Origin of the sequence: Pseudomonas pisciculturae (genome assembly GCF_015461805.1) — a bacterium.
Classification (GTDB): Bacteria; Pseudomonadota; Gammaproteobacteria; order Pseudomonadales; family Pseudomonadaceae; genus Aquipseudomonas; species Aquipseudomonas pisciculturae.
The window spans coordinates 173,581-194,029 of sequence record NZ_JACVZE010000003.1 but is presented as its reverse complement, the minus strand read 5'-3'; the positions used below and the strand labels follow the sequence as shown (position 1 = coordinate 194,029).

The window sequence follows — 20,449 nt, the reverse complement described above, 5'->3', positions numbered from 1 at the left end:
TCCTTAAACCTTAAATCTCAACGGGGGTGTCGGGGTGGTTGCCCCATTCGCCCCAGGAACCGGCATAACCTTTGACTCGCGGATAACCGAGCGCCTTGGCCACCAGATAGGTGAAGCCAGAGCGGTGGTGAGTCTGGCAGTGGGTGATGATTTCTTTGTCGCGGGTCAGCCCGAGGTCTTCGAGGATCTGCGGCATGTCGCGGCGAATGCGCAGGTTGCGCGCCTTGTCCATGCCGGCGGTCCATTCGAAGTTCACGGCACCGGGGATGTGCCCGCCTTTGGCGGCGAGCACTTTCTCGCCGGAATATTCCAGTGGGCCGCGTGCGTCCCAGATACCCAGGTCGGCCGCGCCGAGGCGGCTTTGCAGGTATTCGCGCGTCGCCGTGGGGCCGTCGTGCAGGGTGAGGCTGACCGGGCCGCCGACGGGGGCGGGTACCTCGGTGGAGACCTGGTGCCGGCCTTCAAGCCACGCCAGCAAGCCGCCGTCGAGGTAGTGGTATTTCTGGTGGCCGATCACATCGAGCATCCAGATGAAGCGCCCAGCCCAGCCGCCGCCTTCGTCGTCATAGACCACGTAGGTGGCGTCGGGGGTGTGGCCCAGTTCGCCGAAGAGTTTTTCCAGGTCGGCTTTGTGGGGCAGCAGGCCCGGTGCCGGTGGCTGGCCCAGTTGGGTGCGTTTGGGGTCAACGAAATGCGCGCCGGGGATATGCCCTTCGGCGTAGCGGGCGGCACTGGTGAGGTCCACCACAATCAGGTGTTCGGCATCCAGTTGACCAAGCAGGTCGCTGGATTCGATCACCAGCGGCAAGCCAGAGAAGTCAGGCATGTGAGGTCTCCTGGGCACAAATGTTGGTGATAAAGGATCGCGATTGTAGCGCAAGCATCAGGCGCTGCGGTTGGTAAAGCAGTGCAGGGCTTTCTCGATGCATTGGGCGGTTTTGCCGAAGGCTTGCACGGTGGTTTCCGAGAACGGCCCGCCGCCCTGGTCGGCCACCATCAGCATCACCACTTTGCCGTTGCAGCTCAGGGAGCGCAGCAGCAGGTGTTCGCCAGCGAACAGGCGACGCAGGATCGGTGGCAGCAGCGCCGAGAACTGGGCGTGGTTGTCTGGGTTGAGGCGCACCTGGGCGGATTTTTCCAGCAGGCGTTGCAGCAGTGTGCTGTTGACCACGTCCAGGCTCAGGTTGGCAGCGTCCTTGGGCAAACCATCAACCTGATGCACGCGTAGGGTGCTTTGGGCACGGTCGGTCATTAGCAGCATGACTCGCTGCATGCCGCTGGCCGTCAGGGCTTCCTTGGCGCAGGTGGTCAGGTGCATCGCGTTGGCGAAGCGGCTTGGCTCCACCAGCAGTTCGGTACAGCGCTTGCGCCAGATGGCCAGGGCCTCGGCGGTGGGTGGTGGCGCCGGCAGCAGGCCGCGATGGATTTTTTGCACGTGCCACGGCCAGATCAGCGACAGCGCCGGGTGCCAGAGGTCGGGCATCAACGTAGTGCGCGCGCTGGTGGCAGCCTGCTGGTGAACCAGTTGCTGCACCTCGGCCAAAGGCTGTTGCAGGTAAAGCGCGGTGAGGTACTGCCAGCGCTGGGTGTGCGGGCAGGTCCAGGATTCCTGTGCCGACATCGCCAGGCCGTTGGCCAGTAGCACGGTGTTGGCCGGCTGGTTCAGCCAGCGGCGCAGGTTGGGGTCGGCGTCCAATAGTTGCTGGTGACGCAGCGGGTCGTCCTCGCGGGCGATGTGCAGCGCCTTGACCAGCAAGCGCTGCTCGCCCAGCAGCAGGTTGTAGCCCTGGGATACCCAGATCGGCAGGTGCCAAGCCTCGGTCAGGCCAAGGCACAGGTCCAGCAGGCGTACGCCGAATAATTGCTGCTCGACCTGGCGAGCTGACTCGCCCTTGTGGATAACCCGCAGCTCCCATTCTTCGAGCAACTTGGGGTAGGCCACCGCCATCGGCCACATCGGCGACAGAAACAGCAGACTGCCCCAGTGAATGTCTTGCCACAACCGCGCCAGGCGGCTGCCGAACAAACCGTTGGCTTGCTGGGAGGCGTGCTGGCTCACCAACAACAGTTGGCGCAACGCCACGGGAATCTCATGGGCAGGCACCGAAGGCAGGCGTGCCAGCAACTCTTCGGCGCGCTTGAGGCCCAGGCGGTTGAGCGCCACTTCGAGGTTTTCAGCGGGTTCCGCCAGGCTGCCATGGGTGTGGCTGTTGGCCTCGCGCATCACGCTGAGCACCAGCGCCGGGCTGCTTTGCATCAGCTCGGCAATATCTCGCAATGAACTGCGGCTATCGCGAATGGCTTTGCACACACGGTCATGGCTGGCCTGGGGGACGGGCAGCAGCACATCGTCCAGGCGCTTGATCCAAGCGGCTAGAGAAGTGGGTCTTGCAGTTGGGACTGTCGTTTCATTAGCCATGATTGGGGCGCGATCATCACTTGCGGTCAACACGCCCGGAGCGGGCCGAACTGGCTTTTCGCCTTAACGGGCTATAGTCTGGCGCAGTTTTGCCGATAAGTAGAACAAGAGTTTTCCTGTTCACCCAAATATGTCCATGAACCCGACGGCGCAAGTACTCATCTCCTATGGCTAAAATTATCGGCATCATCGTCGTCTTCGCAAGCGTGCTCGGCGGGTACGTCCTGTCCCACGGTAAAATCGCTGCGTTGATCCAGCCCTTCGAAGTGTTGATTATCGGCGGTGCTGCACTGGGTGCGTTCCTGCAGGCAAACCCCGGCTACATGACCATGCACGTGGTCAAGAAATCCCTGGCCATGTTTGGCTCGCGTTTCACTCATACCTTCTATCTGGAGGTGTTGGGCCTGGTCTACGAGATCCTCAACAAGAGCCGCCGCGAAGGCATGATGGCCATCGAGGCCGACATCGAAGACGCGGCTGCCAGCCCGATTTTCGCCAAATACCCGGCTGTGCTCAAAGATGAGCGCATGACCGCCTACATCTGTGACTACCTGCGCATCATGTCCTCCGGCAACATGGCTCCCCATGAGCTGGAAGGCCTGTTTGACATGGAACTGTTCAGCCTCAAGGAAGAACTGGAACACCCTTCCCACGCGGTGACCGGTATCGCCGACGGCATGCCCGGCTTCGGTATCGTTGCGGCGGTACTGGGTATCGTGGTGACCATGGCCTCCCTGGGCGAAGGCGACCAGGCGGCGATCGGCATGCACGTCGGTGCGGCGCTGGTAGGTACCTTCTTCGGTATTCTCGCGGCCTACGGCTTCTTTGGCCCGCTGGCGACCTCCCTGGCCCATGACGCCAAGGAAGAAATCAACCTCTACGAGTCGATCAAGGCCAGCCTGGTAGCCTCCGCTTCCGGTATGCCGCCATCGCTGGCGGTGGAGTTCGGTCGTAAAGTGCTGTACCCGAAACATCGCCCTAGCTTCGCCGAGTTGGAACAAGCGGTTCGCGGTCGCTAAGCCATGGAAAACAACCAGCCGATAATCATCAAGCGCGTCAAGCGCTTCGCTGCGGGGCACCATGGTGGCGCCTGGAAAATCGCCTTCGCCGACTTTGCGACGGCGATGATGGCGTTCTTCCTGGTGCTGTGGCTGATGTCCACCGCCACGCCGGAACAAAAGATCGCCATTGCCGGTTATTTTAAAGACCCGATTGGGTTCTCGGAAAGCGGCACGCCCTTCGTGATCGACCTGGGCGGCTCGCCGCAATTGGCGCCTGAGCGCACCATCAACCCCGAGGTCAAGACTGAGTCGCCCCAGGAAAACATTCCGATCGAGCGCGAAACCGTCGAAAGCATGGCTGAACAGGTCGAGCAGGAACGCCTGGAATTGCTGCTGCAGGAATTGCAGACCAAGGTCGACGAAAACCCGCAGCTGCTGAAATTCAAGGATCAGATTTCGTTTGAAATCACGCCTGAAGGTTTGCGCATCCAGATCACCGACGCCGCTAACCGGCCGATGTTCGACTCTGGCAGTGCGCGGTTGAAGCCGTACTTTGAAGACATCCTGCTGGCCATGGCCGACACCATCAAGGCGGTGCCGAACAAGATCAGCATCAGTGGTCATACCGACGCCAAGCCTTATGCCGGCCAGGGCGACTTCGGCAACTGGGAGCTCTCGGCCAACCGCGCCAACGCCGCACGCCGTGCGCTGGTGGCCGGCAGCTATCCGGACCCGCAAGTGGCACGGGTGGTGGGGTTTGCGTCGTCGCAGCTGTTTGATCATGAAGACCCGTACAACCCGATCAACCGCCGGATCGACATCGTGGTGCTGACCAAAAAGGCCCAACGCGCGATTGAGGGTGATCAGCCGCCACCGGCCCCGGCTCCAGGTGCAACCGCGCCAGGTGCGGCTCCGGTTGACCCGAACGCACTGCCGCCGAGTCAGGAGCCGCTGCCGGCCCATGAGCTGCGCCAGAAGCTGAACCTGTTTGATGATGGTGGGGTGAAGGATCCTACGGTGCCTAAGTCAGGCTCCTAAGCGCATACAACAAGGCCGCGATGATCGCGGCCTTGTTGTATGTACGGCTTAGTAACTGCTTTCGGGCAAACTCGCAATAATCGACCGATAGCTATTCATCCGCTGCTGCTGCACGCGCCCATCTTCCAGCGCCTTGAGCAACGCACAGCCCGGTTCGCGGTCGTGCTTGCAGTCGCGGAAGCGGCAGGTGCCGATCAGGTCGTTGAACTCGATAAAGCCCGCTTCCACGTCGCTGCGGCTGACGTGGCCGAGGCCGAACTCACGAATACCTGGGGAGTCGATCAACTCACCGCCGCCGGGGAAGTGAAACAACCGCGCGGTGGTGGTGGTGTGAGTGCCCTGGCCGGACAGTTCCGACAGCGGGCCCACACGCGTTTCGACTTCCGGCAGCAGGCTGTTGACCAGCGAGGACTTGCCCACGCCGGACTGGCCGACAAACACGCTGATGCGCCCGTCCAGCTGCTGTTGCAGTTGTTCCATCCCATTGCCGTGATGCGCCGAAACCTCCAGCACCGGGTAACCCAGGGTGCGATACACCGCCAGCAACGCATTCAGCGCCGGAGCGTTCTGCTCATCGATCAAGTCGAATTTGTTCAGCAGCAACAGCGGGCGAATGCCAGCGTGTTCGGCAGCTACCAGGTAGCGGTCGATCAGGTTGGCATGGGGCTCGGGCAGCGGCGCGAACACGATCACGATCATGTCGACGTTGGCTGCTACGGGCTTGAGCTGGCCACGGCTGTCGGGGCGGCGCAGTTCGGTGGTGCGCGGCAACTGGGCGACGATCACGCCGATGCCCTGGTTGCCAGCACGCCACACGACCTTGTCGCCGGTGACCAGCGCGGGCAGGTTGGCGCGCAAGTGGCAACGGAACACTTGGCCTGCGAGTTCGCCTTCCAGCGCTTCGACTTCGACCTGCACACCGAAGTGCGCGATCACCAGGCCCGTTTGTTCGGGGCCCAGGTCGCCGCCCTCAAGCGCTTCCACGGCGGAGGATTCACGTTTGGCGGCGCGAGCGGCGCGTTCACCCTGAATCTTTTCGATGCGCCAGTTTTGGCGACGATTGAGCTGGCGTTTGGCCATTGGTGTTCCGTGTCGATAATGCAAGGGAATAGGTAAAACGGTCGCGAGTCTAGCATGCCGCTGCCTGCTAAACTGCGCGGCTACGCCCAGGTGCCAAGAGAATCAAGCCATGCAAAACCCACAGAACCTGATTTGGATCGATCTGGAAATGACCGGTCTGAACCCTGACACCGACGTCATCATCGAGATGGCCACCATTGTCACCGACAGCAACCTCAACACCTTGGCCGAAGGCCCGGTGATCGCTATCCACCACAGCGACGCTGTACTCGCCACCATGGACGAGTGGAACACCCGCACCCACGGCAACTCCGGCCTGACCCAGCGTGTGCGCGACAGCCGTATCAGCATGGCCGAGGCCGAAGCCGAAACCATCGCCTTTTTGGAAAAGTGGGTGCCGAAGGGCAAGTCGCCGATCTGCGGTAACAGCATCTGCCAGGACCGCCGCTTTCTGTACACCCACATGAAGGGGCTGGAAAGCTACTTCCACTACCGCAACCTGGATGTGTCCACGCTCAAGGAGCTGGCTGCGCGTTGGGCGCCGGAAGTTAAAGACAGCTTTCATAAAGGCAGCACGCATTTGGCGCTGGATGATATTCGTGAGTCGATTGCTGAGTTGCAGCATTACCGTAAGCACTTCATCAAGGCCTGAATGTGTGGCGCCTGACCTGGCGCTATCGCAGGCAAGCCAGCTCCCACAGTTGACTGCATTCCAAAGTTGGAACTCGATCAACTGTGGGAGCGGGCTTGCCCGCGATGCAGGCGACGCGGTCTTTCGCCTGGCGCCCCCTTTTGGTGCCCTCAGCAAATGATTAGACTGCCGGCCTCTTAGCAAGGATCGCCATCATGCTGTTGATGCTCTACCTCATCGCCATCACCGCCGAAGCCATGACCGGCGCGTTGTCCGCCGGGCGGCGTGGTATGGACTGGTTTGGCGTGGTGCTGATCGCGTGTGTGACGGCGTTGGGCGGTGGTTCGGTGCGCGATGTTCTGTTGGGCCATTACCCGCTCACCTGGGTCAAACACCCGGAATACCTGGTGCTGACCTCGGTCGCAGCGCTGCTGACGATCTTCATCGCGCCGCTGATGCGCCGTCTGCGTTCCCTGTTTCTGGCGCTGGACGCCGTGGGTCTGGTGGCCTTCACCCTGATCGGCTGCATGACGGCGCTGGAGATGGGGCACGGCATGCTGGTGGCGTCGGTCAGCGGCGTGATCACTGGCGTGTTCGGCGGCATCCTGCGGGACATTTTCTGCAACGATATCCCGCTGATCTTCCGCCGTGAGCTGTATGCCAGCGTGTCGTTCCTGGCGGCCTGGTTCTATTTGCTCTGCCTTTACCTGGAGCTACCAAGCGAGCAAGCGATCTTGCTGACGCTCTTCAGCGGCTTTCTCTTGCGGCTGTTGGCAATCCGTTTTCACTGGGAAATGCCCAAGTTCGTCTACAACGACGACGTGCACTAACGGTTGGCGTGCTGGTTCAGCGCCCATTCCACATGTTCGCGCACCAGATCCGAAGGGTAATCCCGGCGTGCTTTCAAGGCTTCCAGCACCGGAATGCTCGACGGCGCATTGCCCAGGCCTACCGCCAGGTTGCGCAGCCAGCGCTCATACCCGGCGCGGCGCAGGGGTGAGCCTTCGGTGCTGCTGAGGAATTTATCCTCGTCCCACATAAACAATTGGGCCAGTTCTGCGTTATCCAGGTTGTGGCGCGGTTTGAAATCGCTTTCGCCGGTGGGGCGAGCGAAACGATTCCAGGGGCAAACGATCTGACAGTCATCGCAGCCGAACACGCGATTGCCGATCAGCGGGCGCAAGTCCTCGGGGATCGCGCTCTTGAGCTCGATCGTCAAATAGGAAATACAGCGCCGCGCGTCCAGCACATAGGGGCCGACAAACGCATTGGTAGGGCAGATGTCCAGGCAGGCGGTGCAGCGGCCGCAGTGTTCGGTGCTGTGGGGTTCGTCCACCGGCAAAGGCAAGTCGACAAACAGCTCGCTGAGGAAGAAATAGCTGCCAGCCTTGCGATTGAGTACCAGGGTGTTTTTACCGATCCAGCCCAGGCCCGCTTGTTCGGCGATGGCTTTTTCCAGCACCGGAGCGCTGTCGACAAAGGCGCGAAAGCCGAACGGGCCAATCTGCGTCTGGATGCGGTCAGCCAGTTGCTGTACGCGCTTGCGGATCAGCTTGTGGTAATCGCGGCCCAAGGCGTAGCGGGAGATATAGGCTTTTTCCGGTTGGGCCAGCAGTTGGGCCATTTGGGTGTCGCCTGGCAGGTAGTCCATGCGCAGCGAGACCACCCGCAGCGTGCCGGGCACCAGCTCGTCGGGGTGCGAGCGTTTGCTGCCGTGGGCGCCCATGTACTCCATCTCGCCGTGGTAGCCCGCGTCGAGCCAGCGTTGCAGGTGCTGTTCATGCTCAGCCAGGTCCAGGCCGCTGATGCCGACTTGTTGAAAGCCCAGTTCGCGACCCCAGTCTTTGATCGATTGGGCGAGGGCGGGCAGATCGGAGGTAATAGCGGGCATGAGACACGGGAAACCACAGGTTAGATGCGTATAATTCTGCCAGACATCGGAGCTTGAAGACGCATGCCGCAGACAAAACACGAAATTCCCGACGTTCAGCCACTGTTGCACGGCCATTTGCCGCACCTGGTTGCACGTTCCCCGGACGCCCATAAGGGCCAGTTCGGTCACCTGCTGGTCATCGGCGGCGACCGTGGCTTGGGCGGCGCCGCGCTGCTGAGTGCCGAAAGCGCCTTGCGCAGTGGTGCTGGCCTGGTATCCCTGGCGACTCGCCCGGAGCACGTCCCCGCGGCATTGGCGCGCTTGCCGGAAGTCATGACCGTGGGCGTAAGTTCGGCCAACCAGTTGATGAGCTTGCTGGAAAGCATCTCGGTGATCGTCATTGGCCCCGGCCTGGGCGAAGCCGCGTGGGGCAAAAGCCTGTTGTCGGTCGCCGCCAATGCCCGGCAGCCGCAGGTGTGGGACGCCGACGCCCTGAACCAACTGGCCAAAGGCGGCGTGAGCTTGCCGGCCAATTCGGTGATCACGCCACATCCTGGCGAAGCAGCCCGTTTGATGGGCCTCTCGACAGCCGAGGTTCAGGCCGATCGTCTTAAGGTGGCGCGCGCGTTGAGCCAGAAATTCAATGCAGTGGCTATCCTCAAGGGTGCTGGCAGTTTGATTGCCAGCCCGGATGGGCGTGTTTCACGATGCGATGAAGGCCATCCGGCGATGGCTGCGGCAGGGCTGGGGGATGTTTTGGCTGGCCTGGTGGGTGCATTGCTGGCCCAAGGCATGCCCGCCTATGAGGCAAGCTGCCTGGCGGTGTGGTTGCACGCCACGGCGGGTGATCGCCAAGGCACCTTTGGTCGCGGGCTGGCTGCCAGCGACCTGATACCGGCCATTCGTCAATTGTTGGAGGAGCAGTCGCCGTGCCTGAAGTAATCCTGTTTTTGGCCGATGAAGACGCCATGGTTGCCTTTGGTCACCGCATCGCCCAAGTCACGGCCGGGGTGGGGCTGATCTTTCTTGAAGGCGACCTGGGGGCGGGCAAGACCACGTTGTCCCGGGGGATCATTCGCGGGTTGGGTCATGCCGGTGCGGTAAAAAGCCCGACGTTCACCTTGGTAGAGCCCTACGAGATCGGTGATGTGCGCGCCTTTCACTTCGACCTCTATCGCCTGGTCGACCCCGAAGAGCTGGAGTACATGGGCATCCGTGATTACTTCGATGAAGACGCGTTGTGCCTGATCGAGTGGCCAGATAAAGGCACAGGCTTTTTGCCAAAGCCGGACCTGACCATTACCATTACGCCGCATGAAACGGGACGTCAGCTGAAGTTGTTGCCCCAGAGCGCGCGTGGCCAGTCGTGGTGCGCCGCTTTGGCATTGGAATTCAAATAATTGGTGGGGTTAGGTATGCGCTTTCGCGCGTTGGTTGCTGTCGTAGGGGTGTTGCTTGCGGCAATGACTGTCAATGCTCTGGCTGCTTCACAGGTGAAGAGTGTGCGCCTGTGGCGAGCGCCGGATAACACGCGACTGGTGTTTGACCTGTCTGGCCCGGTCCAGCACAGCGTCTTTACCCTGACGGCGCCTGATCGCCTGGTGATTGATATCAACGGTGCGACCCTGGGCGGGCCATTGAACGTGTCCACCGCCAATACCCCGATCACCGCAATGCGCTCGGCCCAGCGTACGCCGACCGACCTGCGCGTGGTCATCGACCTGAAAAAGGTCGTGACGCCAAAAAGCTTTGTACTGGCGCCGAACGCCCAGTACGGCAACCGGCTGGTGGTCGACCTGTTCGATAACGCCGCCGATGCCAACCCGCCGCCTGCGCCACCACCTAGCGTCGCAACGGTGCCTGCTGTGCCGGTTAGCCCGGCGCAACCGCAAGTCAAGTTGCCACCTCTGCCACCGGCCCCAGCGGGCAAGCGTGACATTATCGTGGTGATCGATGCCGGCCACGGCGGTGAAGACCCGGGGGCGTCCGGCTCGCGCGGCCAGCATGAAAAAGACGTGGTGCTGGCGATTGCCCGTGAGTTGCAGCGCCAGATCAACGCTATGAAAGGCTACCGCGCCGAGTTGACGCGTACCGGCGACTACTTCATTCCGTTGCGCGGCCGTACCGAAATCGCCCGCAAAAAAGGCGCTGACCTGTTCGTTTCCATCCACGCCGACGCTGCGCCTTCCACTGCGGCCTTTGGTGCTTCGGTGTTTGCCTTGTCGGATCGCGGCGCCACGTCGGAGACCGCCCGTTGGCTGGCAGACAGCGAAAACCGTTCCGACTTGATCGGCGGGGCTGGCAACGTGTCTCTGGATGACAAGGACAAAATGCTCGCTGGCGTACTGCTTGACCTGTCGATGACGGCGTCGTTGACGTCCAGCCTGAACGTTGGCCAGAAGGTCTTGAGCAATATCGGCCGGGTGACCTCGCTGCACAAACAGCGCGTGGAGCAGGCCGGGTTCATGGTGTTGAAGTCGCCGGATATCCCGTCGATCCTGGTGGAAACCGGGTTCATCTCCAACGCCAACGAAGCCTCCAAGCTGGCCAGTGCCAGCCACCAGCAGGCGCTGGCGCGCTCCATCAGCGCCGGTGTTCGCCAGTTCTTCCAGCAAAATCCACCGCCGGGCACTTACATCGCCTGGCTGCGTGACTCCGGCAAGATCGCCCAGGGCCCGCGTGACCATCGCGTACAGCCCGGCGACACGCTCGCCATGCTGGCAGTGCGTTTCCAGGTGTCGGCGGCTACTTTGCGCAGCGCCAACAACCTGAAAACCGATGAGCTTAAAGTCGGCCAGGTGTTGACCATCCCCGGCACTGAATTGGCGGCACAGTAATGAGCGAATCCGTATTGAACAACGGCTCGCGCATTGAGCTGCTCAGCCCGCGTCTTGCCAACCAGATTGCAGCAGGCGAAGTAGTTGAGCGCCCAGCCTCGGTGATCAAGGAGTTGCTGGAAAACAGCATCGACTCCGGGGCCAAGCGCATCGACGTGGATGTGGAGCAGGGTGGCGTCAAGCTGTTGCGGGTGCGCGACGACGGTAGCGGCATCTCCTCCGATGACCTGCCGCTGGCCCTGGCCCGTCACGCCACCAGCAAGATTCGCGACTTGGAAGACCTTGAACGGGTGATGAGCCTGGGCTTTCGCGGTGAGGCCCTGGCCTCCATCAGCTCCGTGGCCCGCCTGACCCTGACCTCGCGCACCCGTAGTGCCGAGCAGGCCTGGCAGGTAGAAACCGAAGGCCGCGACATGGCGCCTCGGGTCCAGCCGGCCGCTCACCCTGTCGGCACCTCCGTAGAAGTGCGCGACCTGTTCTTCAACACTCCGGCGCGGCGTAAATTCCTCAAGGCCGAGAAAACCGAATTCGATCACCTGCAAGAAGTCATCAAGCGCCTGGCCTTGGCCCGCTTCGATGTGGCATTCCACCTGCGCCATAACGGCAAGACCATCCTCAGCTTGCACGAAGCCCATGATGACGCGGCTCGTGCGCGCCGGGTGTCGGCGATTTGCGGTGGCGGCTTCCTGGAGCAGGCGCTGCCGATCGAAATCGAACGCAACGGCCTGCGCCTGTGGGGTTGGGTGGGTTTGCCGACCTTCTCCCGCAGCCAGGCAGACTTGCAGTACTTCTTTGTGAACGGTCGCGCGGTGCGCGACAAGCTGGTGGCCCATGCGGTGCGCCAGGCGTATCGCGACGTGCTGTTCAACGGTCGCCACCCCACGTTTGTGCTGTTCTTTGAGGTCGACCCGTCGGTGGTCGACGTCAACGTGCACCCGACCAAGCATGAAGTGCGCTTCCGAGATGGGCGCATGGTGCATGACTTCCTCTACGGCACCTTGCACCGCGCCCTGGGCGATGTGCGCCCGGATGACCAGTTGTCTGCGCCAATCGTGACAGCGGTGGTGCGCCCAAGTGGCCCGGAGGCCGGTGAATTTGGCCCGCAGGGCGAAATGAGCCTGGCGGCCAACCTGCTGCAATCGACACCGCCGCAGCCGTCTTTTGCTGCGCCGGGTTCTGGCGCGGGCGCGGGTTATCAATATCAATACACACCGCGTCCGCAATCGGCGGTGCCGGTGGCCGAAGCCAAGGCGGCCTATCGCGAGTTTTTCGCGCCGCTGCCAGGGGCCGAGCCTGGCGCAGTGGCGTTGCCGGAGGGTGGTGGTGACATTCCGCCGCTGGGTTATGCGCTGGCGCAGCTCAAGGGCATCTATATCCTGGCCGAAAACGCCCACGGCCTGGTGCTGGTCGACATGCACGCCGCCCATGAGCGAATCATGTACGAGCGCCTCAAGATCGCCATGGCCAGTGAAGGCCTCAGCGGCCAGCCGCTGCTGGTGCCCGAATCCCTGGCGGTCAGCCAGCGCGAAGCCGATTGCGCCGAAGAACATGCCGGCGTTTTCCAGAGCCTGGGCTTTGAATTGCAGCGCCTGGGCCCGGAAACCCTGGCCATCCGCCAGATCCCCGCGCTGCTCAAGCAGGCTGAGGCCAACCGCCTGGTCGCCGATGTGCTGGCCGACCTGATGGAATACGGCACCAGTGACCGCGTCCAGGCCCATATCAACGAACTGCTCGGCACCATGGCCTGCCACGGTGCAATCCGCGCCAACCGCCGTCTGGCCCTGCCGGAAATGAACGGCCTGCTGCGGGACATGGAAAACACCGAGCGCAGTGGCCAATGCAACCACGGCCGACCGACCTGGACCCAAATGGGCCTGGACGATCTGGACAAACTATTCTTGCGCGGCCGCTGATGAGTGCCTTGCCCCCCGCGATCTTCCTGATGGGTCCCACGGCCGCCGGCAAGACCGACCTGGCCATCGAGCTGACCAAGGTGCTGCCGTGCGAGCTGATCAGTGTCGACTCAGCCCTGGTTTACCGAGGCATGGACATCGGCACCGCCAAGCCATCCAAAGAACTGCTGGCCGAGTACCCGCATAAGCTGATCGACATCATCGACCCGTCCGAGAGCTATTCGGCGGCGGATTTCCGTACCGATGCCCTGGCCGCCATGGCCGAGATCACCGCGCGGGGCAATATTCCGTTGCTGGTGGGCGGCACGATGCTCTACTACAAGGCGTTGCAGGAAGGCCTGGCGGATATGCCGCCGGCCGACGCTCAAGTGCGTGCCGAGCTAGAGGAAGAGGCTGCACGCCTTGGCTGGCAAGCCCTGCATGATCAGTTGGCCGCAGTCGACCCGGTGTCAGCCGCTCGGATTCACCCCAATGACCCTCAGCGCCTCACCCGCGCTTTGGAAGTCTGGCGTGTGAGTGGCCAGACCATGACTGAACATCGCCTGAAACAAACTGCGCAAAGTGCCGACGCAGGCGCATCTGGTCGGTCACAATTGCCCTATACTGTGGCGAATCTGGCGATTGCTCCAGCAAATCGCCAGGTGCTGCATGACCGAATTGCACAAAGATTCACAATTATGTTGGAACAGGGGTTCGTGGACGAGGTCGTAGCACTGCGTTCCAGAGGTGACCTGCATTCAGGGTTGCCTTCGATACGTGCGGTAGGCTATCGCCAAGTCTGGGATCATCTGGATGGCAATCTGACGTCAGCTGAGATGCAGGAGCGCGGCATCATCGCCACGCGCCAATTGGCGAAGCGCCAGTTCACCTGGCTGCGCAGTTGGAGCGATTTGCACTGGCTGGACAGCCTGGACAGCGACAATCTGTCACGCGCCTTGAAATACTTGGGATCGGTCTCCATATTGAGCTGAGTCCTTGCAATTGCCGTCTATCCTTGGGGGTGTGACGGCCATGAGCTATCTATTTTTCCGATTTTTTATTATTGATCCTTAAAGGAGTGCGACACATGTCAAAAGGGCATTCGCTACAAGACCCTTACTTGAATACTTTACGTAAAGAGAAAGTGGGGGTTTCCATCTACCTGGTCAACGGTATCAAGCTGCAAGGCACGATCGAGTCGTTCGACCAGTTCGTGATCCTGCTGAAAAACACCGTCAGCCAGATGGTTTACAAGCACGCTATCTCGACAGTGGTTCCAGTTCGTCCGATTCGTCTGCCTAGCGCAGCCGGTGACGAAGTGGGTGACGCTGAGCCAGGTAACGCCTGATAGGAGTCTCCTTTGTTCTTTGAGCGCCACGGTGGTGGTGAGCGGGTCATTCTCGTTCACTTGGATGGACAGGACCCTGAGGCGCGCGAAGATCCGCAGGAGTTTCAGGAGTTGGCAAATTCGGCCGGCGCCGAGACCGTTGCGTTTTTTAACGTGCCGCGTCATCGGCCAACCGCCAAATTCCTGATCGGCAGCGGCAAGGTCGAGGAACTTCGCGACCTGGTCCACGCCGAAGAAGCCGATCTGGTGATCTTCAATCATGTCCTTACGCCCAGTCAGGAACGTAACCTCGAACGTGTCTTCGAGTGTCGCGTGATCGACCGTACCGGCCTGATCCTCGATATTTTTGCCCAGCGCGCCCGTACCCATGAAGGCAAGCTCCAGGTCGAACTGGCCCAGCTTGACCACATGAGCACCCGGCTGGTTCGCGGCTGGACTCACCTTGAGCGTCAAGGTGGCGGTATCGGTATGCGCGGCCCGGGTGAAACCCAGCTCGAAACCGACCGGCGTCTGCTGCGGGTGCGCCTGCGCCAGATCAAGGGTCGCCTCGAAAAAGTACGCAGCCAACGCGAGCAATCGCGCCGTGGCCGTTCCCGCGCGGATATCCCTACCGTGTCCCTGGTGGGCTATACCAACGCCGGCAAGTCCACGCTGTTCAACAACGTGACCCAATCCGACGTGTACGCGGCCGACCAATTGTTCGCCACCCTTGATCCAACCTTGCGTCGCCTGGACCTGGCTGACCTGGGGCCGATTGTCCTGGCTGACACTGTGGGCTTCATCCGCCACTTGCCCCACAAGCTGGTCGAGGCATTTCGGTCTACGCTCGAAGAGTCGAGCAATTCCGACCTGCTGTTGCACGTGATCGATGCGGCTGAACCGGATCGCATGTTGCAGATTGAACAGGTGATGCTGGTATTGGGCGAGATTGGTGCCCAGGACTTGCCGATCCTTGAGGTCTATAACAAACTCGATTTGCTTGAAGGCGTTGAGCCACAAATCCAACGCGATGAGAACGGCAAGCCCCAGCGGGTGTGGCTGTCAGCGCGTGATGGCAGTGGCCTGGAGCTGCTCGAACAAGCCATCTCCGAATTACTCGGCGGCGATTTGTTTGTCGGCACCTTGCGCTTGCCTCAGCGTTTTGCTCGACTGCGTGCACAGTTTTTCGAACTGGGTGCGGTACAGAAAGAAGAACACGACGAAGAAGGGGTCAGCTTGCTGGCCGTTCGATTACCGCGCTCGGAGCTCAATCGGCTGGTCAGCCGCGAAGGCGTAGTACCGACAGAGTTCATCGAACAACACACTTTGCAATAAAAGCCTCCGAAAGCGGTTGTGCCGCCGTAGCAGGCATTCTGTAGCATTGGTCGGCGCGCCGTGGGTGCGTCTTTGCTTTATCAGATGGAGAGCGCTATGGCTTGGAATGAGCCGGGTGGCAACTCGAATAATCAGGATCCTTGGGGTGGTAAACGCCGCAATAATGGCGACCGCAAGGGGCCACCAGATCTCGACGAGGCCTTCCGAAAGCTGCAGGAAAGCCTGAATGGGTTGTTCGGTGGTGGTAAAAAACGTGGTGGTGACGACGGCGGTCGCACAAGCAAGGGCGGCGGCTATGGCCTGCTGGGCCTGGGTCTTGTCGTGCTCGCTTCCGTGTGGCTGTACAGCGCTGTCTACGTGGTGGACGAGCAGGAGCAAGCCGTGGTGCTGCGCTTCGGCAAGTACTACGAGACTGTCGGCCCAGGCCTGAATATCTACTTCCCGCCGATCGACAAGAAGTACATGGAAAACGTCACGCGTGAGCGTGCCTACACCAAGCAGGGCCAGATGCTGACCGAAGACGAGAACATCGTCGAAGTGCCGCTGACCGTGCAGTACAAGATCAGCAACCTGCAGGACTTCGTGCTGAACGTTGACCAGCCGGAAATCAGCCTGCAACACGCTACTGAAAGTGCGCTGCGCCACGTCGTTGGTTCTACCGCGATGGACCAGGTGCTGACCGAAGGTCGTGAACTGATGGCCAGCGAAATCAAGGAGCGCCTGCAACGGTTCCTCGATACCTACCGCACCGGTATCACCGTGACCCAGGTGAACGTACAGAGCGCAGCAGCACCGCGTGAAGTGCAGGAAGCCTTCGACGACGTGATCCGCGCCCGTGAAGACGAGCAGCGTTCGCGTAACCAGGCTGAAACCTACGCCAACGGCGTGGTGCCGGAAGCCCGTGGTCAGGCCCAGCGCATCATCGAAGATGCCAACGGTTACCGTGACGAAGTGGTCTCCCGCGCCAAGGGTGAGGCGGACCGCTTTACCAAGCTGGTCGCTGAATACCGCAAGGCTCCAGAGGTTACGCGTGAGCGTCTGTACCTGGACACCATGCAGGAAGTCTTCAGCAACACCAGCAAGGTTCTCGTGACCGGCAGCAAGGGTGGGCAGAACAACCTGCTGTACCTGCCGCTGGACAAGATGATCGAAGGGGGCCGTAGCGGTAATACTGCGCCGTCCACCAGTTCGAATGCCGCTGCCAACGAAGCGAGTGCCCGTGCGGCCGCTGACTTGCTGCAACAGCAAACACGTACCAGGGAGAGTCGTTGATGAGCAATAAATCGCTGACAGCCCTGATTGTGGGTGTCGTCGTGGTCATCGCTGCCTGGAACTGCTTCTACATCGTGGCTCAGACCGAGCGTGCGGTGTTGCTGCAATTCGGTCGTGTGGTGCAGGCGGACGTCCAGCCTGGTTTGCATGTGAAGGTCCCCTACGTCAACCAGGTGCGCAAGTTCGACGCGCGCTTGATGACCCTGGATGCACCGACGCAGCGCTTCCTGACCCTGGAAAAGAAAGCCGTGATGGTTGACGCCTACGCCAAGTGGCGCGTCAAGGATGCCGAGCGCTTCTACACCGCGACTTCCGGCCTCAAGCAGATTGCTGACGAGCGCTTGTCGCGTCGTCTGGAATCGGGCCTGCGTGACCAGTTTGGTAAGCGCACCCTGCACGAGGTGGTTTCCGGTGAGCGTGATGCGCTGATGGCTGACATCACGCGTTCGCTGAACGCAATGGCTGAAAAAGAGCTGGGCATCGAAGTGATCGATGTTCGGGTCAAGGCCATTGACCTGCCCAAGGAAGTGAACCGCAGCGTGTTCGAGCGTATGAGCACCGAGCGTGAGCGTGAAGCGCGTGAGCACCGCGCCAAGGGTAACGAGTTGGCTGAAGGTATCCGTGCGGATGCCGACCGTCAGCGCCGTGTACTGCTGGCCGAAGCCTATCGCGAGTCTGAAGAGGCCCGAGGTGATGGCGATGCTCAAGCGGCATCGATCTATTCCAAGGCCTACGGCCAGGACCAGGAGTTCTACGCGTTCTACCGTAGCCTGCGCGCCTACCGTGAAAGCTTCGCGAACAAAACCGACGTCATGGTGCTGGACCCAAGTAGCGACTTCTTCCGCTACCTGGAAAAAGCCAAGTAATCAGCTCGTCACTGTATAGGCCACACTCCGTCGGGCGGCTAAAACGCCTGGCGGGGTGATCCTTTCAGAAAACGGGTGTATGATGCGGCAGCCGGGAAATTCCCGGCTTTTTTGCGTCTGCATGTTTGATTCGGCAGGCGTGACAGGTTTTTCGAGGAAAGTGCCCGACGAGGCCGGTTTCAGGTCGTTCGTCACGTCGCTCTTGCGCGTGGTTTATGCAAGGGGCGGGCATTTTCTGCTTCACTCAAGGCTCGGCCGAGGGCTGGCCGCCCGGATCAAAGGGGAATGGCGTAATGGCAACGGTAGACCGCTGGCTGCTGCCAGATGGCATCGAAGAAGTACTGCCACCAGAAGCTGCGCGCATTGAAGTAGCGCGTCGCCAGGTGTTGGATCTGTTCCAGAGCTGGGGTTACGAGTTTGTCGTGACCCCCCATATCGAGTACCTGGAATCCCTGCTGACCGGCGCGGGCCAGGACCTGGATCTGCGCACCTTCAAGGTCATCGACCCGCAATCGGGCCGGCAAATGGGTTTCCGTGCTGACATCACGCCGCAAGTGGCGCGAATTGATGCGCACACCCTGCGTCGCGAAGGTCCGAGCCGCCTGTGCTACGCCGGCAGTGTGCTGCATGCGCAGCCGCGTGCGTTGTCGTCTTCGCGCAGCCCGATCCAGTTGGGCGCCGAGTTGTACGGTGATGCCAGCCCGAGCAGCGACGTTGAAGTGATCAGCTTGATGCTGGCCATGCTGCAACTGGCTGACGTACCTGATGTCCACATGGACCTGGGCCACGTGGGTATCTACCGTGGCCTGGCCCGTGCGGCTGGTTTGTCCGGTGAAGTAGAGCAACAGTTGTTCGATGCCCTGCAACGCAAGGCCATCGATGAAGTGATCGCCCTGACCGAAGGCGTGCCTGCGGATCTGGCCGGTATGCTGCGTGCGCTGGTTAACCTGTGCGGCGGCCGTGAAGTGCTGGTGGCTGCGCGTGAGCGCTTGGCGAATGCGCCTGCCCCGGTATTGGCTGCATTGGACGACGTACTGGCGATTGCCGAGCAGTTGTCGGCGCGGTTCCCGGAGTTGCCGCTGTATTTCGACCTGGGTGAATTGCGCGGTTACCACTACCACACCGGTGTGGTGTTCGCGGTGTTTGTACCGGGTGTTGGCCAAGCCATCGCCCAAGGCGGTCGTTATGACGACATCGGCGCTGACTTCGGTCGCGCCCGTCCAGCGACTGGCTTCTCTACCGATTTGAAAACCCTGGTGACCCTGGGGCGTGCTGAGGTCGAGCTGCCGTCTGGTGGCATCTGGATGCCCGACAGTACGGACGCAGCACTCTGGCAGCAGGTTTGCCAGTTGCGCAGTGAGGGTCAGCGTGTCGTCCAGGCTTTGCCTGGGCAGCCATTGGCCGCCGCCCGTGAAGCGGACTGCGACCAGCAATTGATTCTGCAGAACGGGCTTTGGCAAGTATCGCCACTGGCTTCTTGAGTTTTCCTGCCGGCCATCGCCGGCACCAAGTTTGCGCGAATGAGGACAAGTGTTATGGGTAAGAATGTCGTAGTCCTGGGCACCCAGTGGGGTGATGAGGGCAAAGGCAAGATCGTTGATCTGCTGACCGAACATGCTGCCGCCGTAGTGCGTTACCAAGGTGGCCACAACGCTGGCCACACCCTGGTGATCGACGGCGAAAAAACCGTCTTGCACCTGATCCCGTCGGGCGTGCTGCGCGAAGGCGTGCAGTGCCTGATCGGCAACGGCGTGGTGGTTGCACCTGACGCCCTGCTGCGCGAGATCATCAAGCTGGAAGAGAAAGGCGTACCAGTGCGTGAGCGTCTGCGTATCAGCCCGTCCTGCCCGCTGATCCTGTCCTTCCACGTTGCGCTGGACCAGGCCCGTGAAAAGGCCCGTGGCGAGCTGAAGATCGGTACTACCGGTCGCGGCATCGGCCCTGCGTACGAAGACAAGGTTGCACGTCGTGGCCTGCGTGTGGGCGACCTGCTCAACATGCCGCGCTTTGAAGACAAACTGCGTGAACTGGTGGATTACCACAACTTCATGCTGGTGGGTTACTACAAAGAGCCAGCCATCGAGTTTGAAAAGACTCTGGCCGAGTGCAAGGAATACGCTGAGCTGCTCAAGCCGCTGATGCTCGACGTGACTGCTGAGCTGCACGACCTGCGTCGCGCTGGCAAAGACATCATGTTCGAAGGCGCCCAAGGCTCCCTGCTGGACATCGACCACGGTACCTACCCGTACGTGACCAGCTCCAACACCACTGCTGGCGGCGTTGCGACCGGTTCCGGCGTTGGCCCGATGTTCCTGGACTACATCCTGGGCATCACCAAGGCTTACACCACCCGCGTAGGTTCCGGCCCGTTCCCGACTGAGCTGTTCGACGAAGTCGGTGCTCACCTGGCCAAACAAGGCCATGAGTTCGGCGCCACCACTGGCCGCGCTCGTCGTTGTGGCTGGTTCGACGCCGTTATCCTGCGTCGCGCTATCGATGTGAACAGCATCTCGGGCATCTGCCTGACCAAGCTGGACGTACTCGACGGTCTGGAAACCATCAATATCTGCGTCGGCTACAAAGACGCCAACGGTAATGATGTTGCTCCGACCGACGCTGACAGCTACGTCGGCCTGCAGCCAGTGTACGAAGAAGTGCCGGGCTGGACCGAATCGACCGTGGGCGCCAAGACCCTGGAAGAGCTGCCAGCTAACGCCCGTGCCTACATCAAACGTGTAGAAGCACTGATCGGCGCGCCAATCGACATTATTTCGACGGGCCCTGACCGCAACGAGACCATCGTTCTGCGTCACCCGTTCGCGTAATAAGCGGTTGATGTAAAAAGCAAAGGGCTCCTTCGGGAGCCCTTTGTCGTTTC

Annotated in this window: 19 protein-coding genes; 15 read left to right on the top strand and 4 right to left on the bottom strand. The window is 61.1% G+C overall.

Annotation, left to right across the window (positions count from 1 at the left end; translation table 11 throughout):
* Nucleotides 1–10: 10 nt before the first annotated feature.
* Nucleotides 11–826, bottom strand: coding sequence for a rhodanese-like domain-containing protein (locus ICY20_RS09935; protein ID WP_194937379.1), 816 nt, complete (start codon nt 824–826; stop codon nt 11–13).
* Nucleotides 827–883: 57 nt separating this feature from the next.
* Complete coding sequence (locus tag ICY20_RS09930) at nt 884–2,419, bottom strand: HDOD domain-containing protein (RefSeq protein ID WP_159959946.1); 1,536 nt, start codon at nt 2,417–2,419, stop codon at nt 884–886.
* Nucleotides 2,420–2,586: 167 nt separating this feature from the next.
* Here ICY20_RS09930 and motA point away from each other — a divergent pair, with 167 nt between their 5' ends.
* Together motA and motB are read left to right on the top strand one after the other, a co-directional pair.
* The gene (gene motA, locus ICY20_RS09925; protein WP_099583685.1) at nt 2,587–3,438 is read left to right on the top strand and encodes a flagellar motor stator protein MotA; all 852 of its coding nucleotides are present in this window, start codon (nt 2,587–2,589) and stop codon (nt 3,436–3,438) included.
* A gap of 3 nt (nt 3,439–3,441) precedes the next feature.
* Nucleotides 3,442–4,458 carry a flagellar motor protein MotB gene (gene motB / locus ICY20_RS09920; RefSeq protein ID WP_159959948.1) on the top strand — a complete coding sequence of 339 codons (1,017 nt, stop codon included), beginning with the start codon at nt 3,442–3,444 and terminating at the stop codon, nt 4,456–4,458.
* 48 nt (nt 4,459–4,506) lie between these two features.
* Here motB and rsgA read toward each other — a convergent pair whose 3' ends face one another.
* Nucleotides 4,507–5,538 carry a small ribosomal subunit biogenesis GTPase RsgA gene (gene rsgA, locus ICY20_RS09915; RefSeq protein ID WP_048727582.1) on the bottom strand — a complete coding sequence of 344 codons (1,032 nt, stop codon included), beginning with the start codon at nt 5,536–5,538 and terminating at the stop codon, nt 4,507–4,509.
* Between the two features lie 109 nt (nt 5,539–5,647).
* Here rsgA and orn point away from each other — a divergent pair, with 109 nt between their 5' ends.
* Nucleotides 5,648–6,190, top strand: a complete 543-nt coding sequence (orn, locus tag ICY20_RS09910) for an oligoribonuclease (protein ID WP_003171343.1) — start codon at nt 5,648–5,650, stop codon at nt 6,188–6,190.
* 191 nt (nt 6,191–6,381) lie between these two features.
* Nucleotides 6,382–6,999 carry a trimeric intracellular cation channel family protein gene (locus ICY20_RS09905; protein WP_194937573.1) on the top strand — a complete coding sequence of 206 codons (618 nt, stop codon included), beginning with the start codon at nt 6,382–6,384 and terminating at the stop codon, nt 6,997–6,999.
* Here the strand turns inward: ICY20_RS09905 and queG are convergent.
* The gene (gene queG, locus ICY20_RS09900) at nt 6,996–8,060 is read right to left on the bottom strand and encodes a tRNA epoxyqueuosine(34) reductase QueG (protein WP_159959954.1); all 1,065 of its coding nucleotides are present in this window, start codon (nt 8,058–8,060) and stop codon (nt 6,996–6,998) included. The two genes, ICY20_RS09905 and queG, sit on opposite strands and share 4 nt — an antisense overlap.
* A 63-nt stretch (nt 8,061–8,123) precedes the next feature.
* Here queG and ICY20_RS09895 point away from each other — a divergent pair, with 63 nt between their 5' ends.
* The 11 genes from ICY20_RS09895 (at nt 8,124) to ICY20_RS09845 (ending at nt 20,396) form a co-directional block, all read left to right on the top strand.
* The gene (locus ICY20_RS09895) at nt 8,124–8,984 is read left to right on the top strand and encodes an NAD(P)H-hydrate dehydratase (RefSeq protein WP_159959956.1); all 861 of its coding nucleotides are present in this window, start codon (nt 8,124–8,126) and stop codon (nt 8,982–8,984) included.
* A complete protein-coding gene (gene tsaE, locus ICY20_RS09890) occupies nt 8,972–9,442 on the top strand; it encodes a tRNA (adenosine(37)-N6)-threonylcarbamoyltransferase complex ATPase subunit type 1 TsaE (RefSeq protein ID WP_194937378.1) in 471 nt (156 codons plus the stop codon). The genes ICY20_RS09895 and tsaE overlap by 13 nt, the downstream gene beginning before the upstream one ends.
* A 15-nt stretch (nt 9,443–9,457) precedes the next feature.
* Nucleotides 9,458–10,879: an N-acetylmuramoyl-L-alanine amidase gene (locus tag ICY20_RS09885; protein WP_159959968.1), complete on the top strand. Its 1,422-nt coding sequence runs from the start codon at nt 9,458–9,460 to the stop codon at nt 10,877–10,879.
* On the top strand, nt 10,879–12,792 hold the full coding sequence (mutL, locus tag ICY20_RS09880) for a DNA mismatch repair endonuclease MutL (protein ID WP_159959970.1): 1,914 nt from the start codon (nt 10,879–10,881) through the stop codon (nt 12,790–12,792). The genes ICY20_RS09885 and mutL overlap by 1 nt, the downstream gene beginning before the upstream one ends.
* Nucleotides 12,792–13,763, top strand: coding sequence for a tRNA (adenosine(37)-N6)-dimethylallyltransferase MiaA (gene miaA / locus ICY20_RS09875; protein ID WP_194937377.1), 972 nt, complete (start codon nt 12,792–12,794; stop codon nt 13,761–13,763). The genes mutL and miaA overlap by 1 nt, the downstream gene beginning before the upstream one ends.
* A gap of 95 nt (nt 13,764–13,858) precedes the next feature.
* Nucleotides 13,859–14,119 carry an RNA chaperone Hfq gene (hfq, locus tag ICY20_RS09870; protein WP_071482778.1) on the top strand — a complete coding sequence of 87 codons (261 nt, stop codon included), beginning with the start codon at nt 13,859–13,861 and terminating at the stop codon, nt 14,117–14,119.
* Nucleotides 14,120–14,131: 12 nt separating this feature from the next.
* On the top strand, nt 14,132–15,433 hold the full coding sequence (gene hflX / locus ICY20_RS09865; RefSeq protein WP_159959983.1) for a ribosome rescue GTPase HflX: 1,302 nt from the start codon (nt 14,132–14,134) through the stop codon (nt 15,431–15,433).
* Between the two features lie 96 nt (nt 15,434–15,529).
* Nucleotides 15,530–16,705, top strand: a complete 1,176-nt coding sequence (hflK, locus tag ICY20_RS09860) for an FtsH protease activity modulator HflK (RefSeq protein ID WP_159959985.1) — start codon at nt 15,530–15,532, stop codon at nt 16,703–16,705.
* The gene (hflC, locus tag ICY20_RS09855; RefSeq protein ID WP_159959987.1) at nt 16,705–17,571 is read left to right on the top strand and encodes a protease modulator HflC; all 867 of its coding nucleotides are present in this window, start codon (nt 16,705–16,707) and stop codon (nt 17,569–17,571) included. The genes hflK and hflC overlap by 1 nt, the downstream gene beginning before the upstream one ends.
* Before the next feature lie 293 nt (nt 17,572–17,864).
* The gene (locus ICY20_RS09850; RefSeq protein WP_135308131.1) at nt 17,865–19,052 is read left to right on the top strand and encodes an ATP phosphoribosyltransferase regulatory subunit; all 1,188 of its coding nucleotides are present in this window, start codon (nt 17,865–17,867) and stop codon (nt 19,050–19,052) included.
* Between the two features lie 54 nt (nt 19,053–19,106).
* Nucleotides 19,107–20,396 carry an adenylosuccinate synthase gene (locus tag ICY20_RS09845; RefSeq protein WP_159959989.1) on the top strand — a complete coding sequence of 430 codons (1,290 nt, stop codon included), beginning with the start codon at nt 19,107–19,109 and terminating at the stop codon, nt 20,394–20,396.
* Nucleotides 20,397–20,449 lie beyond the last annotated feature (53 nt).

Coding starts and splice junctions, on each gene's coding strand:
- ICY20_RS09850 (WP_135308131.1), top strand. CDS start 17,865: ATGGCAACGGTAGACCGCTGGCTGCTGCCAGATGGCATCGAAGAAGTA.
- motA (WP_099583685.1), top strand. CDS start 2,587: ATGGCTAAAATTATCGGCATCATCGTCGTCTTCGCAAGCGTGCTCGGC.
- miaA (WP_194937377.1), top strand. CDS start 12,792: ATGAGTGCCTTGCCCCCCGCGATCTTCCTGATGGGTCCCACGGCCGCC.
- ICY20_RS09935 (WP_194937379.1), bottom strand. CDS start 826: ATGCCTGACTTCTCTGGCTTGCCGCTGGTGATCGAATCCAGCGACCTG.
- mutL (WP_159959970.1), top strand. CDS start 10,879: ATGAGCGAATCCGTATTGAACAACGGCTCGCGCATTGAGCTGCTCAGC.
- motB (WP_159959948.1), top strand. CDS start 3,442: ATGGAAAACAACCAGCCGATAATCATCAAGCGCGTCAAGCGCTTCGCT.
- rsgA (WP_048727582.1), bottom strand. CDS start 5,538: ATGGCCAAACGCCAGCTCAATCGTCGCCAAAACTGGCGCATCGAAAAG.
- ICY20_RS09885 (WP_159959968.1), top strand. CDS start 9,458: ATGCGCTTTCGCGCGTTGGTTGCTGTCGTAGGGGTGTTGCTTGCGGCA.
- hfq (WP_071482778.1), top strand. CDS start 13,859: ATGTCAAAAGGGCATTCGCTACAAGACCCTTACTTGAATACTTTACGT.
- orn (WP_003171343.1), top strand. CDS start 5,648: ATGCAAAACCCACAGAACCTGATTTGGATCGATCTGGAAATGACCGGT.
- ICY20_RS09845 (WP_159959989.1), top strand. CDS start 19,107: ATGGGTAAGAATGTCGTAGTCCTGGGCACCCAGTGGGGTGATGAGGGC.
- hflC (WP_159959987.1), top strand. CDS start 16,705: ATGAGCAATAAATCGCTGACAGCCCTGATTGTGGGTGTCGTCGTGGTC.
- queG (WP_159959954.1), bottom strand. CDS start 8,060: ATGCCCGCTATTACCTCCGATCTGCCCGCCCTCGCCCAATCGATCAAA.
- ICY20_RS09895 (WP_159959956.1), top strand. CDS start 8,124: ATGCCGCAGACAAAACACGAAATTCCCGACGTTCAGCCACTGTTGCAC.
- ICY20_RS09930 (WP_159959946.1), bottom strand. CDS start 2,419: ATGGCTAATGAAACGACAGTCCCAACTGCAAGACCCACTTCTCTAGCC.
- hflK (WP_159959985.1), top strand. CDS start 15,530: ATGGCTTGGAATGAGCCGGGTGGCAACTCGAATAATCAGGATCCTTGG.